General features: G+C 70.0%; 14 protein-coding genes. 7 read left to right on the top strand and 7 right to left on the bottom strand.

Features of this window, described 5'->3' with window-relative positions:
* Positions 1-17: 17 nt before the first annotated feature.
* On the top strand, positions 18-692 hold the full coding sequence (locus tag SH922_RS08470; protein WP_393056549.1) for a FadR/GntR family transcriptional regulator: 675 nt from the start codon (positions 18-20) through the stop codon (positions 690-692).
* On the opposite strand, the gene SH922_RS08475 is transcribed toward SH922_RS08470, so the two are convergent.
* From SH922_RS08475 to fabG, 3 genes are all read right to left on the bottom strand, one after another.
* Positions 689-1,081: a hypothetical protein gene (locus SH922_RS08475; protein ID WP_393056551.1), complete on the bottom strand. Its 393-nt coding sequence runs from the start codon at positions 1,079-1,081 to the stop codon at positions 689-691. The genes SH922_RS08470 and SH922_RS08475 overlap by 4 nt on opposite strands.
* A 158-nt stretch (positions 1,082-1,239) precedes the next feature.
* Positions 1,240-2,007, bottom strand: coding sequence for an enoyl-ACP reductase FabI (gene fabI / locus SH922_RS08480; protein ID WP_356322505.1), 768 nt, complete (start codon positions 2,005-2,007; stop codon positions 1,240-1,242).
* A 5-nt stretch (positions 2,008-2,012) separates the two neighbouring features.
* Positions 2,013-2,732, bottom strand: a complete 720-nt coding sequence (fabG, locus tag SH922_RS08485; protein WP_393056553.1) for a 3-oxoacyl-[acyl-carrier-protein] reductase — start codon at positions 2,730-2,732, stop codon at positions 2,013-2,015.
* Between the two features lie 269 nt (positions 2,733-3,001).
* Between fabG and SH922_RS08490 the strand changes: the two genes are divergently transcribed.
* From SH922_RS08490 to tyrS, 3 genes are all read left to right on the top strand, one after another.
* Positions 3,002-4,525 (top strand): TldD/PmbA family protein, encoded by a 1,524-nt coding sequence (locus SH922_RS08490; protein ID WP_393056555.1) that lies wholly within the window; start codon positions 3,002-3,004, stop codon positions 4,523-4,525.
* Between the two features lie 82 nt (positions 4,526-4,607).
* A complete protein-coding gene (locus SH922_RS08495) occupies positions 4,608-6,002 on the top strand; it encodes a metallopeptidase TldD-related protein (protein WP_393056557.1) in 1,395 nt (464 codons plus the stop codon).
* A 230-nt stretch (positions 6,003-6,232) separates the two neighbouring features.
* The gene (tyrS, locus tag SH922_RS08500; protein WP_393056559.1) at positions 6,233-7,501 is read left to right on the top strand and encodes a tyrosine--tRNA ligase; all 1,269 of its coding nucleotides are present in this window, start codon (positions 6,233-6,235) and stop codon (positions 7,499-7,501) included.
* 71 nt (positions 7,502-7,572) lie between these two features.
* Here the strand turns inward: tyrS and SH922_RS08505 are convergent, their stop codons facing one another.
* On the bottom strand, positions 7,573-7,848 hold the full coding sequence (locus SH922_RS08505; RefSeq protein WP_356322510.1) for a GlsB/YeaQ/YmgE family stress response membrane protein: 276 nt from the start codon (positions 7,846-7,848) through the stop codon (positions 7,573-7,575).
* Between the two features lie 249 nt (positions 7,849-8,097).
* On the opposite strand from SH922_RS08505, the gene SH922_RS08510 reads away from it, so the two are divergent.
* Positions 8,098-8,475, top strand: coding sequence for a DUF3099 domain-containing protein (locus SH922_RS08510; RefSeq protein WP_393056562.1), 378 nt, complete (start codon positions 8,098-8,100; stop codon positions 8,473-8,475).
* 220 nt (positions 8,476-8,695) lie between these two features.
* The gene (locus SH922_RS08515; RefSeq protein WP_393056564.1) at positions 8,696-8,953 is read left to right on the top strand and encodes a hypothetical protein; all 258 of its coding nucleotides are present in this window, start codon (positions 8,696-8,698) and stop codon (positions 8,951-8,953) included.
* Positions 8,954-9,026: 73 nt separating this feature from the next.
* On the opposite strand, the gene moaA is transcribed toward SH922_RS08515, so the two are convergent.
* The 3 genes from moaA to SH922_RS08530 form a co-directional block, all read right to left on the bottom strand.
* On the bottom strand, positions 9,027-10,016 hold the full coding sequence (gene moaA, locus SH922_RS08520; RefSeq protein WP_393056566.1) for a GTP 3',8-cyclase MoaA: 990 nt from the start codon (positions 10,014-10,016) through the stop codon (positions 9,027-9,029).
* Between the two features lie 194 nt (positions 10,017-10,210).
* Positions 10,211-11,851 (bottom strand): cation acetate symporter, encoded by a 1,641-nt coding sequence (locus SH922_RS08525; RefSeq protein WP_393056568.1) that lies wholly within the window; start codon positions 11,849-11,851, stop codon positions 10,211-10,213.
* Positions 11,848-12,213 carry a DUF485 domain-containing protein gene (locus SH922_RS08530; protein ID WP_328948045.1) on the bottom strand — a complete coding sequence of 122 codons (366 nt, stop codon included), beginning with the start codon at positions 12,211-12,213 and terminating at the stop codon, positions 11,848-11,850. Before SH922_RS08530 ends, SH922_RS08525 begins: the two co-directional genes overlap by 4 nt.
* Before the next feature lie 291 nt (positions 12,214-12,504).
* Between SH922_RS08530 and SH922_RS08535 the strand changes: the two genes are divergently transcribed.
* On the top strand, positions 12,505-14,040 hold the full coding sequence (locus SH922_RS08535; protein ID WP_393056570.1) for a S8 family serine peptidase: 1,536 nt from the start codon (positions 12,505-12,507) through the stop codon (positions 14,038-14,040).
* The last annotated feature ends 77 nt before the right edge of the window (positions 14,041-14,117 follow it).

Genomic DNA, 14,117 nt, shown 5'->3' on the forward strand with positions numbered 1-14,117 from the left:
CCCGAGCAAGGAGCACCATGGCGTTGACGTCCCCGCGGCGTTCGGCACTCGCCGACCAGGTGATTGCCCAGCTGAGGAATCAGATCACCTCGGGCGAGTGGCCCGTGGGTTCGCGCATCCCCACCGAACCCGAGCTGGTCGAGCAGCTCGGGGTGGCCCGTAACACCGTCCGCGAGGCGGTGCGCGCGCTCGCGCACAACGGGCTGCTCGACATCCGGCAGGGCTCGGGCACCTATGTGGTGGCCGTCAGCGAGCTGGCCGGCGTGATGCACCGCAGGTTCGCGTCCGCCGATCCGCGCCATGTGGCCGAGCTGCGCTCGACGCTGGAGTCGTCGGCCGCGCGCCTGGCCGCCGCCCGGCGTACCGACCGGGACCTGAAGCAGCTGGACGCGCTCATGCGACGGCGCGAGGAGACCTGGGCGGCGGGGGACGCCGAGGCGTTCGTGGCGGCGGACGCGACGCTGCACCTCGCCGTGGTCGCCGCCTCGCACAACGAGGTGCTGACCGGCCTCTACGCCGACCTGGGTGATCTGCTGAGGGACTACCTGCGGGACGACATCGGCCATGAGCTGCGGCCGGAGAACCACATGGACCACGGCCGGCTGGTCGAGGCGATCCGGGCCGGCGACGCCGAGACGGCGGCGGCCGAGGCCGCGAGCCACGCGCTGAGCTGCCTGGTGGACGGGGCCTAGGACGCCTCGGCCCGGTGCGTCTCGTCGGCGTGGGTGACCCACACGGAGCCGACCTCTTTCCAGCAGCGGTCGTCCAGCCGTACGGTCCGCCCCGGGCCGACGGCGACCGGCTCGGAGTCGGCGTCGATGTCCCACCAGCGGGCGCACTCGGTGTGCAGCTGGACGCGGTCGGTGGAGGGGTACGGGTTGTGGCAGTAGGCGACGACCCGGGAGCCCTTCACCGACGTGCGGCATTCGGCGCCGGAGGGTTCGGGGTCCGCCGCGGCGGGCGCGGCCGGCCCTGCGGCGCCGACGTGCCCCGCGGCGTACAGACCGACGGGCACGACCAGCCCGGCGAAGACGGCGGAGGCCACCAGCAGGGATCGGGTTCGGTGACGTGTGCCGCGCACAGCGATCTCCTCCCCTCAGCCTGACCAGAAGTCCGGTTCCTCCACATTCTGCGGTGGATCGACCAGCTTTTCGACCTGAGCGCCGGGAGGCCGGGCGGGGCAAGGGAAACGGCCGCCCACCGCCTCCGGAGAGGCGGTGGGCGGCCGGGGTGCGAGGGTCAGGCCCCCATCATGTGCACGCCACTGTCGACGTGGATGATCTCGCCCGTCGTCCTCGGGAAGAAGTCCGAGAGCAGCGCGACGATGCCGCGGCCGGCCGGCTCCGGGTCCTTCATGTCCCACGCCAGCGGCGCGCGGGTGTTCCACACGTCGGCGAGCTCACCGAAGCCCGGGATGGACTTGGCTGCCATGGAGCCGATCGGTCCGGCCGAGATCAGGTTGCAGCGGATGCCGTCCTTGCCCAGGTCGCGGGCGAGGTAGCGGGAGGTGGCCTCCAGCGCGGCCTTCGCCGGGCCCATCCAGTCGTACTGCGGCCAGGCGTACTGCGCGTCGAAGGTGAGGCCGACGATCGAGCCGCCCTCGCTCATCAGCGGCTTGCAGGCCATGGCGAGCGACTTCAGCGAGAACGCCGAGACGTGCATCGCCGTGGCGACCGACTCGAACGGGGTGTTGAGGAAGTTGCCGCCGAGTGCGTCCTGCGGCGCGAAGCCGATGGAGTGGACGACGCCGTCGAGCGAACCGAGCTCGTCCCGCACCAGGCCGGCGAGCCGGTCGAGGTGCTCGGCGTTGGTCACGTCCAGCTCGATGACCTTGGCCGGCTTGGGCAGCTTCTTGGCGATGCGCTCCGTCAGCGTGGGCCGCGGGAAGGCGGTCAGGATGACTTCGGCGCCCTGCTCCTGGGCCACCTTGGCAGCGTGGAACGCGATGGACGACTCCATCAGCACCCCGGTGATGAGGATGCGCTTGCCGTCGAGAATTCCGCTCATGGTGATCAGTGACCCATGCCCAATCCGCCGTCAACGGGGATGACGGCTCCAGTGATGTACGACGCGTCGTCGGAGGCGAGGAAGCGCACCGCGGCGGCGATCTCCGCGGGCTGCGCGTAACGCGCGAGCGGCACCTGGGCGACGATGCCCTTGCGCTGCTCCTCGGTGAGCGACTGCGTCATGTCGGTGTCGACGAAGCCGGGCGCGACGACGTTGAACGTGATGTTCCGCGAGCCGAGCTCACGGGCGAGCGACCTCGCGAAGCCGACCAGACCGGCCTTGGACGCGGCGTAGTTGGCCTGTCCCGCCGAGCCGAGGAGGCCGACGACGGAGGAGATGAGGACGACCCGGCCCTTCTTGGCGCGCAGCATGCCGCGGTTGGCGCGCTTGACGACCCGGAAGGTGCCGGTGAGGTTGGTGTCGAGCACGGACGTGAAGTCGTCCTCGGACATCCGCATCAGCAACTGGTCCTTGGTGATACCGGCGTTGGCGACCAGTACCTCCACATTGCCGTGCTTCTCCTCGACCTCCTTGTAGGCCTGCTCCACCTGCTCGGCGTCGGTGATGTCGCAACGGACCGCGAGAACACCGGCCTCGGTGAGCGCCTCGGGCGGCTCGCCGGAACGGTAGGTGATCGCGACCTTGTCGCCGTTGTCGGCGAAAGCGCGGGCGATGGCGAGGCCGATGCCCCGGTTTCCTCCGGTGACGAGAACCGAGCGGCTCAACGGATCACCCTTTCCTTGGCGGTCTGGTACATCGAAAACCTATCGGTACCGTCCGCTCCACGAGGAATCGGCCCCTGACAGCGCCTTCCCCCGGTCACTGTGGGGTTCCTACAGAGACGTACCCGGCCCGGCAGGCCATGGCCGGACCGCGGGCCACCGGACGGCCCGTCCCCGCGTGGGGCCCGGAATTCGGCCGCGACGCCGCTGCGGCCGTGCTTCACTGCCTCGTAAACGATCCGAGGGTATGTGAAGCAGAGGAGAGGCCGCCCGTGCCCCATGAGGTAGATCAGTCGTTCCTGGCCCTCCCGCTACGGCCGCTCGCCGACGCGGCGCTCGCCCGCGCGCGGGCGCTCGGGGCCGTGCACGCCGACTTCCGCTTCGAGCGGGTGCGCAGCGCCACGTGGCGCTTGCGGGACGCCCGGCCGGCCGGGTCGTCCGACACCACCGATCTCGGGTACGCGGTGCGGGTGGTGCACGGCGGGGCGTGGGGGTTCGCCTCCGGGGTGGACCTGACGATGGACGCGGCGGCGAGGGTGGCCGGGCAGGCCGTCGCCATGGCGAAGCTGTCGGCGAAGGTGATCGCGGCTGCGGGGTCCGACGAGCGCGTGGAACTCGCGGACGAACCCGTGCACGGGGAGCGGAGCTGGGTCTCGGCGTACGACGTCGACCCCTTCGACGTGCCGGCCGAGGAGAAGGCGGGACTGCTCGCCGAGTGGAGCGGCCGGCTGCTGGGGGCGGAGGGCGTGGCGCATGTGGACGCCTCGCTGATGACCGTCCATGAGAACAAGTTCTACGCCGACACGGCGGGCACGGTCACCACGCAGCAGCGGGTGCGGCTGCATCCGCAGTTCACCGCGGTCGCCGTGGACGCGACGACCGGTGAGTTCGACTCGATGCGCACGATCGCACCGCCGGCCGGGCGCGGCTGGGAGTACCTGACGGGGACCGGCTGGGACTGGGACGCCGAGCTGGAGACCATCCCCGGGCTGCTGGCCGAGAAGATGCGGGCCCCGGGCGTCGAGGCGGGGACGTACGACCTGGTCGTCGACCCGTCCAATCTGTGGCTGACCATCCATGAGTCGATCGGCCACGCCACCGAGCTGGACCGGGCGCTGGGGTACGAGGCGGCGTACGCCGGGACCTCGTTCGCCACGTTCGACCAGCTGGGGAAGCTCGCATACGGCTCCCCGGTGATGAACGTGACGGGCGACCGCACCGCCGAGCACGGGCTCGCGACGATCGGGTACGACGACGAGGGCGTCGAGGCGCAGTCCTGGGAGCTGGTCAAGGACGGGACGCTGGTCGGCTACCAGCTGGACCGCCGGATCGCGAAGCTGACGGGCCTGGGCCGGTCGAACGGGTGCGCGTACGCGGACTCGCCGGGCCATGTCCCCGTACAACGGATGGCGAACGTGTCGCTGCAGCCGGATCCGGGCGGGCTCTCCACGGAGGACCTGATCGGCGGCGTGGAGCGCGGGATCTACGTGGTCGGAGACCGGTCCTGGTCGATCGACATGCAGCGGTACAACTTCCAGTTCACCGGGCAGCGGTTCTTCCGGATCGAGAACGGCAGGCTCGCCGGGCAGCTGCGCGATGTCGCCTACCAGGCGACGACGACGGACTTCTGGGGCTCGATGGAGAAGGTCGGCGGTCCGCAGACATACGTCCTGGGCGGCGCCTTCAACTGTGGCAAGGCCCAGCCGGGCCAGGTCGCGGCCGTCTCGCACGGCTGCCCCTCCGCCCTCTTCCGAGGCGTGAACATCCTCAACACGACGCAGGAGGCCGGGCGATGAGCGGCAACCACGGAACCGGCTGGGGGTCCGGGGGTCACTCCCCGGGGCAGCACAGTCTCGACACGACGCAGGAGGCCGGGCGATGAGCCGCGTCAGCAAGCCGCACGAGATCGTCGAGCGCGCGCTCGAACTGTCCACCGCCGACGGCTGTGTGGTCATCGCCGACGAGGAGTCGTCGGCCAATCTGCGCTGGGCGGGCAACGCGCTCACCACGAACGGCGTGACGCGGGGCCGCACCCTGACCGTCATCGCCACCGTCGACGGGTCCGAGGGTGCCGCCTCCGGTGTCGTGTCCCGGTCCGCCGTCACCGCGGCCGATCTGGAGCCCCTGGTGCGGGCCGCCGAGGCCGCCGCGCGCGGGGCCGGCCCGGCCGAGGACGCGCAGCCGCTGGTCACCGGGGTACCGGACTCCCCCGGCTTCACGGACGCGCCGGCGGAGACGGGCTCGGACGTCTTCGCGGCGTTCGCCCCCACGCTCGGCGACGCCTTCGCCCGGGCCCGCTCCGGCGGCCGCGAGCTGTACGGCTTCGCCAACCACGAGATGACGTCGACGTACCTGGGCACGTCGACGGGGCTGCGGCTGCGCCACGACCAGCCGAACGGGACGCTGGAGCTGAACGCGAAGTCGCCCGACCGGTCGCGCTCGGCCTGGGCGGGGCGCTCGACCCGTGACTTCAAGGACGTCGACCCGGCCGAGATGGACGCCGAGCTGGCCAAGCGGCTGGTCTGGGCGGAGCGCCGGATCGAGCTGCCCGCCGGGCGGTACGAGACGCTGCTGCCGCCGACCGCCGTCGCCGACCTGCTGATCTACCAGCTGTGGTCGGCGACCGCGCGGGACGCCGTCGAGGGCCGGACGGTGTTCTCCAAGCCGGGCGGGGGGACGCGGCTCGGCGAGACCCTGTCCCCGCTGCCACTGACCCTGCGCAGCGACCCGAACGCGCCGGGGCTCGAATCCGCGCCGTTCGTCATCGCGCACTCCTCCGGGGACGGTGCGTCGGTCTTCGACAACGGGCTGCCGCTGGGCCGGACCGACTGGATCAAGGACGGCCGTCTCGGCCGGCTGACGACGACCCGGCACACCGCGGGCCTGACCGGGCTGCCGGTCGCCCCGGCGATCGACAACCTGGTGCTGGAGGGCGGTGGTGAGCGGTCCCTGGAGGAGATGGTGGCCGCGACGAGCGGCCGCGCACTGCTGCTGACCTGCATGTGGTACATCCGGGAGGTCGACCCGGCGACGCTGCTGCTGACCGGGCTGACCCGCGACGGTGTCTATCTCGTGGAGGACGGCGAGGTGGTCGGCGAGGTGAACAACTTCCGCTTCAACGAGTCCCCCGTGGACCTGCTGTCGCGGGCCACCGAGGCGGGCCGGACGGAGAAGACGCTGCCGCGCGAGTGGGGCGACTGGTTCACCCGGGCCGCGATGCCCGCACTGCGCATCCCGGACTTCAACATGAGCTCGGTGAGCCTGGGCGTATGACCCGCCCAAGGGCTGTCCCGCAATTCCTGGTGGATCAGCGCGCGGCGTCAGATGCGGTGCATCGCAAGGCGGAGGGACGCCCGAATACTGGATGTATTCGGGCGTTCCGACAACGCGGCGAGGTGCCGTAGCTGTCGTCGCGCGCCCGCCAGGAATTGCGGGACAGCCCTTAGACTGACTGTTGCCTTTCGATCCACGTATCGACCACGTAGCTGAGGAGACACGGAACCGTGACGGACATCGTCGACGAGCTGAAGTGGCGTGGGCTGTTCGCCCAGTCCACTGACGAGGACGCACTGCGCAAGGCTCTCGCGGACGGTCCGGTCACGTTCTATTGCGGCTACGACCCCACCGCGGCGAGTCTGCACGTCGGCCATCTGGTGCAGGTGCTCACCATGCGCCGGCTCCAGCAGGCCGGTCTGCGCCCGCTCGCCCTGGTGGGCGGGGCCACCGGCCAGATCGGTGACCCGCGGCCGACCGCCGAGCGCACGCTGAACGACCCGGAGACGATTGCCGCCTGGGTGGCACGGCTGCGGTCCCAGATCGAGCCGTTCCTGTCCTTCGAGGGCGAGAACGCGGCGGTCATGGTGAACAACCTGGACTGGACCGCGGGCATGTCCGCGATCGAGTTCCTGCGGGACATCGGCAAGCACTTCCGGGTCAACAAGATGCTCACCAAGGAGTCCATCGCCCGGCGGCTGGAGTCCGACGAGGGCATCAGCTACACCGAGTTCAGCTACCAGCTGCTCCAGAGCATGGACTTCCTGGAGCTGTACCGGCGCCACGGATGCACCCTCCAGCAGGGCGGCAGCGACCAGTGGGGCAACCTCACCGCGGGCCTCGACCTGATCCACCGCCTGGAGCCGGGCGCCGAGGTGCACGCGCTGGCGACCCCGCTGATGACGAAGGCGGACGGCACCAAGTTCGGCAAGTCCGAGAGCGGCGCCGTCTGGCTCGACCCGGAGATGACCACGCCGTACGCGTTCTACCAGTTCTGGCTGAACGTGGACGACCGCGACGTCTCCCGCTACATGCGCATCCTCAGCTTCCTGAGCCCCGCCGAGCTGGAGGAGCTGGAGAAGGTCACCGAGGAGCGGCCACAGGCCCGGACAGCGCAGCGGACGCTGGCCGAGGAGCTGACGACGCTGGTGCACGGCGCGGACCAGTGCGCCGCGGTCATCGCCGCGTCGAAGGCGCTGTTCGGTCAGGGCGAGCTCGGCGAGCTGGACGAGGCGACGCTGGGTGCCGCACTGTCCGAGGTGCCGCACGCCCAGGTCACCGAGCTCGGTCCGCTGGTCGACCTGCTGGTCGAGGCCGGTCTGGCGCCGAGCAAGTCGGGTGCCCGGCGCACGGTCAAGGAGGGCGGCGCCTACGTGAACAACGTGAAGGCCGTCGACGGTGAGGCGGCACCGGCCCGCGAGGAGCTGCTGCACGGGCGCTGGCTGGTGCTGCGCCGGGGCAAGAAGAACCTGGCGGCGATCGAGGTCACGGCCGGCTGAGCCGTAGCGACAGCATGACGGCGGGGCACGCATCGCGCGTGCCCCGCCGTCATGCTTGTCCGGTCCGTGGTTCAGGTCTTCTGCCTGGTGCCCCGGATCGAGGCCCACAGCATGTCGCCGACACCGACCACCACCACGGCTCCGATCAGCTGGAGCACATGACGTGTCCAGTCGATGCCCTTGGTGTCGTTGACACCGATCCAGGTGGCGACAGCGTTGCCGAGGATGCTGCCGATCATGCCGAAAATGACTGTCAGCCAGAGTGGGATCTCCTGCTTGCCCGGCAGGATCGCCTTGGCGATCAGGCCGAGCACCAGGCCCACGATGATTGCCCACAACCAGCTCATGCGGCCTCCTTGTGCGACGCGGTGTCGCGCATGTCCGCCCAGTCTCGGCCCCGGGCCGGTACGCCGCATGTCGGACGGGTCCGTACGTGGGGCGGGGCGGGGCGGGGGAGTGTACGTATACGGCGCGCCCCGGTCTCGAACGGAGGGGAGGCCGGGCGTACCGTGGGATCCGGTCCGGTCCGGGGAGCGTCCGGCGCAGGAACGGGGTCTCCCCCAGTCGTCATGAGCTCGGGGAAGGTTGGTGGAGACGTGTTGGGGAAGCAGAGCGGTGCGGAGGTCTTCCGGATCACGGGGGCGCGGCAGGGGCTCGCGGAGGATGTGCGCGGCCGACAGCGGCGTTATGTGATCTCGATGTCCGTGCGCACGGTTTCGGTGGTCGCTGCCGCGGTCCTGTGGAACGTGGAGCGCCATGTGGCGATCGTGGCGCTGGCGCTGGGGGTTCTGCTCCCGTACGTCGCGGTCGTCATCGCCAACGCGGGCCGGGAGAACAGCCCTTCGATTCCCTCGACCTTTGTGCCGGCGCCGACGCGGCTCGCGCTGGACGCCGCTCCGGTGGCCGGTCCGGCGGAGCCCGGTCCGGAGAGCGGACACGCCTTCCGGAGTCCGGATCCGCAGGAGCACGGCTGAGCCCTGCGGTCACCCAAGCTCAAGAAAAGCTCAGATCAATCATGAGGTTCCAGTGCACCGCACCCCGGTCTGCGTGACATACTTTGTGAGCGCTCCGCATCCCCCGTCGGAGCGACGGACCGACGCCGGGCAGCTCCCCCCGTGGCTGCTCGGCGTCGCCATTTCTCCGGCGGGGATGCCGCAGGGCCTGCCTTCCGGCTCAGGCCCTAGGGTTGAGTCCGTGAACTCCCCCGAATCCGATCCCGCGGCCGAGCGTGCTGCCACCGCCCCCGTCTGCTCGGCCAAGGGCTGCCGCACCGATGCCGTGTGGGTGCTGGCCTGGAACAACCCGAAGCTGCACACCCCCGAGCGCCGCAAGACCTGGCTGGCCTGTGACGAGCACCGGGAGCATCTCTCCTCGTTCCTGGGGGTGCGGGGTTTCCTGAAGGACGTGGTGACACTGGCCGAGTGGGAGTCGTCGGACTCGCCGCCCGCGTAACGGCTCGGGCGCCAGGTCCTTCGTTCGGACCGGGCCGGACCCGGCGAGCCCGGCATGATGCAGACGAAAGGCCCTAGCCGCCGATCGCCGACATCGGGCGGTCCGGCTGGAGGAACGACGGGTCGTCGAGGCCGGATCCGGCTTTCTTGCCCCACATGGCGAGCTTCCAGAGCCGGGCGATCTCCTCGTCCGGTGCCTCCGAGCGCAGGGCCCCGCGCAGGTCGGTCTCCTCGCGGGCGAACAGGCAGGTGCGCACCTGCCCGTCGGCGGTGAGCCTGGTGCGGTCGCAGGCCCGGCAGAACGGCCGGGTGACCGAGGCGATGACGCCGACCCGGTGGGGGCCGCCGTCCACGAGCCAGCGCTCGGCGGGGGCGGAGCCGCGCTCGCCGTCCTCCTCGGCGGTGAGGTCGAAGCGGGTGCGCAGCGACTGGAGGATGTCGCCTGCCGTGATCATTCCGTCGCGCTTCCAGCCATGCTGGGCGTCGAGCGGCATCTGCTCGATGAAGCGGAGCTCGTACTCGTTGGCCACGGCCCAGGCGAGCAGGTCGGGCGCTTCGTCGTCGTTGAGCCCCGGCATCAGGACGGTGTTGACCTTGACGGGGGTGAGGCCGGCGTCGCGCGCTGCCTCGAGTCCGGCCAGGACGTCGTGGTGGCGGTCGCGGCGGGTGAGGGTCTTGAAGACGTCGGGGCGCAGGGTGTCCAGGGAGACGTTGACCCGGTCCAGGCCTGCGGCCTTGAGCGCGGCGGCGGTCCGCTTCAGTCCGATGCCGTTGGTCGTGAGCGACATCTTCGGGCGGGGTGCCAGGGCCGCGCACTGCTGGACGATGGAGACGAGTCCGGGACGCAGCAGCGGCTCCCCGCCGGTGAAGCGGACTTCGGTGATGCCGAGCTGCGTGACGGCGATGCGGACGAGGCGGACGATCTCGTCGTCACTCAGCAGGTCGGGCTTGGCCAGCCATTGCAGGCCCTCTTCGGGCATGCAGTAGGTGCAGCGCAGATTGCAGCGGTCGGTCAGCGAGACGCGCAGGTCTGTGGCGACCCGGTCGTAGGTGTCGATGAGCATGGTGGGCCCCCTCCCCCGGTGACTTCCCGGTTGCGGTATCTGACTCTTCCGAGACTACGCGAGACCTGTGACAGCGGAGGGGCCCGTTTGACACGAGGTGCGGCGCAGCCGCGTCGTAGGACTCTACGACGCGGCCGCGGGAAGGGAGGGTGCGGGAACCGCTCCCCTCTGTGAACTTGTGTGAATTCGTGCTCTCAGTGGGCTCCGATGCCGGTGAGGGACTTGACCTCCAGCTCGGCGTACTTGCCCTTGTCCGGCTCCTCCTTCGACAGGAGGGAGCCGATCCAGCCGAGCAGGAAGCCCAGCGGGATGGAGATCAGGCCCGGGTTCTCCAGCGGGAACCAGGCGAAGTCGACGCCCTTGAACATCGAGGTCTTCGCGTTTCCGGAGACGACGGGCGAGAACAGCACCAGGATCACCGAGCTGGCGAGACCTCCGTAGATCGACCACAGCGCGCCCTGGGTGGTGAACCGCTTCCAGAAGAGGCTGTAGAGGAGCGTCGGCAGGTTGGCCGACGCGGCGACGGCGAAGGCGAGCGCCACCAGGCCGGCGACGTTCATGTCGCGGGCGAAGGCACCCAGCACGATCGCGGCGGCACCGATGAAGACGGTGGCCCAGCGGGCCGCCCGCATCTCCTCCTTCTCGGTGGCCTTCCCCTTGCGGATGACGTTGGCGTAGATGTCATGGGCGAAGGACGACGAGGAGGCGAGGGTGAGTCCCGCGACGACGGCGAGGATGGTGGCGAAGGCGACCGCGGAGATGACGGCGAGCATGACGGCTCCGCCGGTGGAGCCGACCCCGCCGAGGTACTCGGCGAGCTGCGGGGCTGCCGCGTTGCCTGCCGGGTTCTTCGCCTTGATCTCGTCCGGGCCGATGAGGGCCGCGGCACCGAATCCGAGCGCGATCGTCATCAGGTAGAAGGCGCCGATGATGCCGATGGCCCAGTTGACCGACTTCCGGGCCGCCTTGGCGGTCGGCACCGTGTAGAAGCGGATCAGGATGTGCGGCAGTCCGGCGGTGCCCAGCACCAGGGCGATGCCGAGGGAGAGGAAGTCCAGCTTCGAGGTCCCGGTGGCGCCGTACTTGAGCCCGGGCTCCAGGAACGAGGCGCCGTGGCCGCTCTTCTCGGCGGCGGTGCCCAGCAGGTCGGAGACGTTGAAGTCGAACTTCCACAGCACCATGAAGGTCATCAGGATGGCACCCGCGATGAGGAGCACGGCCTTGACCATCTGCACCCAGGTGGTGCCCTTCATGCCGCCGATGGTGACGTACACGATCATCAGTACGCCGACCAGCGCAACAATGAGGATCTTTCCGGCGTCACTGGTGATCCCGAGGAGCAGCGAGACCAGAACTCCCGCTCCTGCCATCTGCGCCAGCAGGTAGAAGATCGAGACGACGATGGTGGAAACACCCGCGGCGGTACGGACCGGGCGCTGCCGCATCCGGTAGGCGAGAACATCGCCCATGGTGTAGCGGCCCGAGTTGCGCAGCGGTTCGGCGACCAGCAGCAGTGCCACCAGCCAGGCGACGAGGAAGCCGATCGAGTAGAGGAAGCCGTCGTAGCCGAAGAGGGCGATGGCTCCGGCGATACCGAGGAACGACGCGGCGGACATGTAGTCGCCGGAGACCGCGAGTCCGTTCTGGAAGGCGGTGAACTGGCGGCCGCCCGCGTAGAAGTCGGAGGCGCTCTTGGTCTGGCGGCCGGCCCAGACGGTGATGCCGAGGGTCGCCGCGACGAAGATCGCGAAGAGCGAGATGATCAGCGGCCGGTGCTCGCTGGTGGACGAGGCGGCGAGCGTCACGGCGGTGTGGGAGTGGTACGCGGCGCTCATACGTCGGCCTCCATACGGGACTTGATGGCCTCGGCCTTCGGGTCGAGCTTCGCGTTGGCGTGCCGCGAGTAGAACCAGGCGATGAGGAAGGTGGTGAGGAACTGGGCCAGGCCGAAGACGAAGGCCACGTTGAAGTTGCTGTACACCTTGGTGCCCATGAAGCCGCCGGCGTAGTTGGAGAGCAACACGTACAGCAGGTACCAGAGGACGAAGGCGATGGTCAGCGGAAAGGCGAACGAGCGGTACGAGCGGCGGAGTTCGCCGAATTCCTGGCTCGCCTGCTCCGCGACGAACGCCTCGGTCGTGGGCTGGGCGGGGCCGGTCTCCGTACTGCCCTCGGGCGGCGGTGCATCGGTAGCCACGGAATCTCCTCGCGACGCGGGTGCGGTGGTGGTGGGGACGGTGGATTTCACTGGGGACCTCGATATCGGGGAGTGGTGGTGCGGCTCCCCTGACAACGGCACGCAGCGCGCGGCGAAGCGGTTCACCGCGGTTTCCGCCTTCTCCGTGTCACCCCTTCGGGCGCTCCGGCGGGAATCGGTTCTCCCGGACTCATTGATGAGCGGGGATGATCAGCGATAGCTTCACTCGTCATGTACGCGACTGGACACACCCCGTGTCCGGTCGACTGACACGGATGAAGTGGAGACCCCATGGCTCATCTGGGATCCAGACGGACGCGCGCAGTGACGCTGCCCGTCGGATTGGCCCTCACCGCTTCGCTCGGCTTCCTGCCGATGGGCGTCGCCTCCGCCTCGCCGGTGGAGGACACGCCCTCGGCAGCGGTGTCGACGGACGGTCCGAAGCTGTCGTACGTGGTCAACACCCGCGGCGGTCACGGCACCGTCAAGCAGGTGCGCAAGGCGATCGAGCGGGCCGGCGGCACTGTGGTGATCGCCTACGACCGGATCGGGGTCATCGTCGCCCACTCGCAGAACCCGCAGTTCGCGCAGTCGATGCGCCGTGTGAAGGGTGTCGATTCGGCGGGCGCCACCCGTACCAACCCGATCGTCCCGCAGGCCACCAAGGACATCGGGGTCGAGCAGCCGCTGACGGCGCAGCAGGAGCGGACCGCGGCGGCGCAGGCGACGGCGGGTCAGGACCCGATGGAGCCGTTGCAGTGGGACCTGCCCGCGATCAAGGCGGACAAGGCGCACGAGAAGTCGCTGGGCAGCTCGAAGGTCACGGTCGCGGTCATCGACACGGGCGTGGACGACACCCACCCGGACCTCGCCCCGAACTTCGACCGCCGCGGCTCGGCGAACTGTGTCTCCGGCGCACCGGACACCACGGACGGCGCCTGGCGCCCGAAGACCGGTGAGAGCGATCACGGCACGCATGTCGCGGGCACGATCGCCGCCGCTAAGAACGGCATCGGGGTGACGGGTGTCGCGCCGGGTGTGAAGGTCTCCGGCATCAAGGTGGGCAACCCGGACGGCTTCTTCTACACCGAGGCCGTCGTCTGCGGCTTCATGTGGGCGGCGGACCACGGTGCCGACGTCACGAACAACAGCTACTACACCGACCCGTGGATGTACAACTGCAAGAACGACCCGGACCAGGGCGCGCTGGTCGAGGCCGTCGCGCGGGCCACCCGGTACGCCGAGAGCAAGGGCACGGTCAATGTCGCCGCGGCCGGAAACTCGGCCGAGGACCTGGCGGCCGACACGATCGAGGACACGGGCAGCCCGAACGACACCGAACCGGTCACCCGGACCATCGACCCGAAGGTGTGCCTGGACATCCCGACGATGCTGCCGGGTGTCGTGACGGTCTCGGCGACGGGCGCGAAGGGGCTGAAGGCCTCGTACTCGAACTACGGCAACGGCGTCATCGACGTGGCCGCGCCGGGCGGGGACTCGACGGTCTACCAGACGCCCGAGCCGCCGGCGACGAGCGGTCTGATCCTCTCCACGCTGCCGGGCGGGAAGTACGGCTACAAGGCCGGTACGTCGATGGCTTCCCCGCACGTCGCGGGCGTCGTGGCCCTGATCAAGTCGACGCACCCGTACGCGTCGGCCGCCGCGGTCAAGGCCCTGCTGACGCTCGAGGCCGACGCCACGGCGTGCGGTGACCCGTACGACATCGACGGTGACGGCAAGATCGACGCGGTCTGCGAGGGCGGCAAGAACCGCAACGGCTTCTACGGGGCCGGAGTGGTGGACGCGCTGGACGCGGTGCGCTGGTAGCAGCCGGTGCGGGGGCCGGGATGGTCCGGCCCCCGCACCGAACCGGGGCAGGGACCCCTGGCCGTGCTCCCGCCGGC

The sequence above is a fragment of the Streptomyces sp. LN549 genome (assembly GCF_043203805.1).
Classification (GTDB): domain Bacteria; phylum Actinomycetota; class Actinomycetes; order Streptomycetales; family Streptomycetaceae; genus Streptomyces.